At 59.8% G+C, this 239-nt stretch carries 1 protein-coding gene; it reads left to right on the top strand.

The window, feature by feature from the left end:
• Window positions 1–239, top strand: a 239-nt coding sequence (locus SB756_RS34850) for a homogentisate 1,2-dioxygenase domain-containing protein (protein ID WP_410913853.1), incomplete at both ends; no start/stop codon positions are given.

Genomic DNA, 239 nt, shown 5'->3' with positions numbered 1-239 from the left:
CCAAGGCCGAAGGCTTCCTGCCCGGTGGTGCGTCGTTGCACAGCTGCATGAGTGCCCATGGTCCGGATGGCGAGACCTGCACCAAAGCGATCAATGTGGAGCTGGCGCCGCACAAAATCGATAACACCATGGCCTTCATGTTCGAGACCAGCCAAGTGCTGCGTCCCACACAGTTCGCCCTTGAATGCCCACAACTGCAAAACACTTATGACGCGTGCTGGGCCTCGTTGCCCGCCACC

Source organism: Pseudomonas sp. SIMBA_068, assembly GCF_046534705.1.
Lineage (GTDB): Bacteria > Pseudomonadota > Gammaproteobacteria > Pseudomonadales > Pseudomonadaceae > Aquipseudomonas > Aquipseudomonas putida.
The sequence above is the reverse complement of the archived record's forward strand: the minus strand, read 5'-3'. Positions and strand labels throughout refer to the sequence as shown.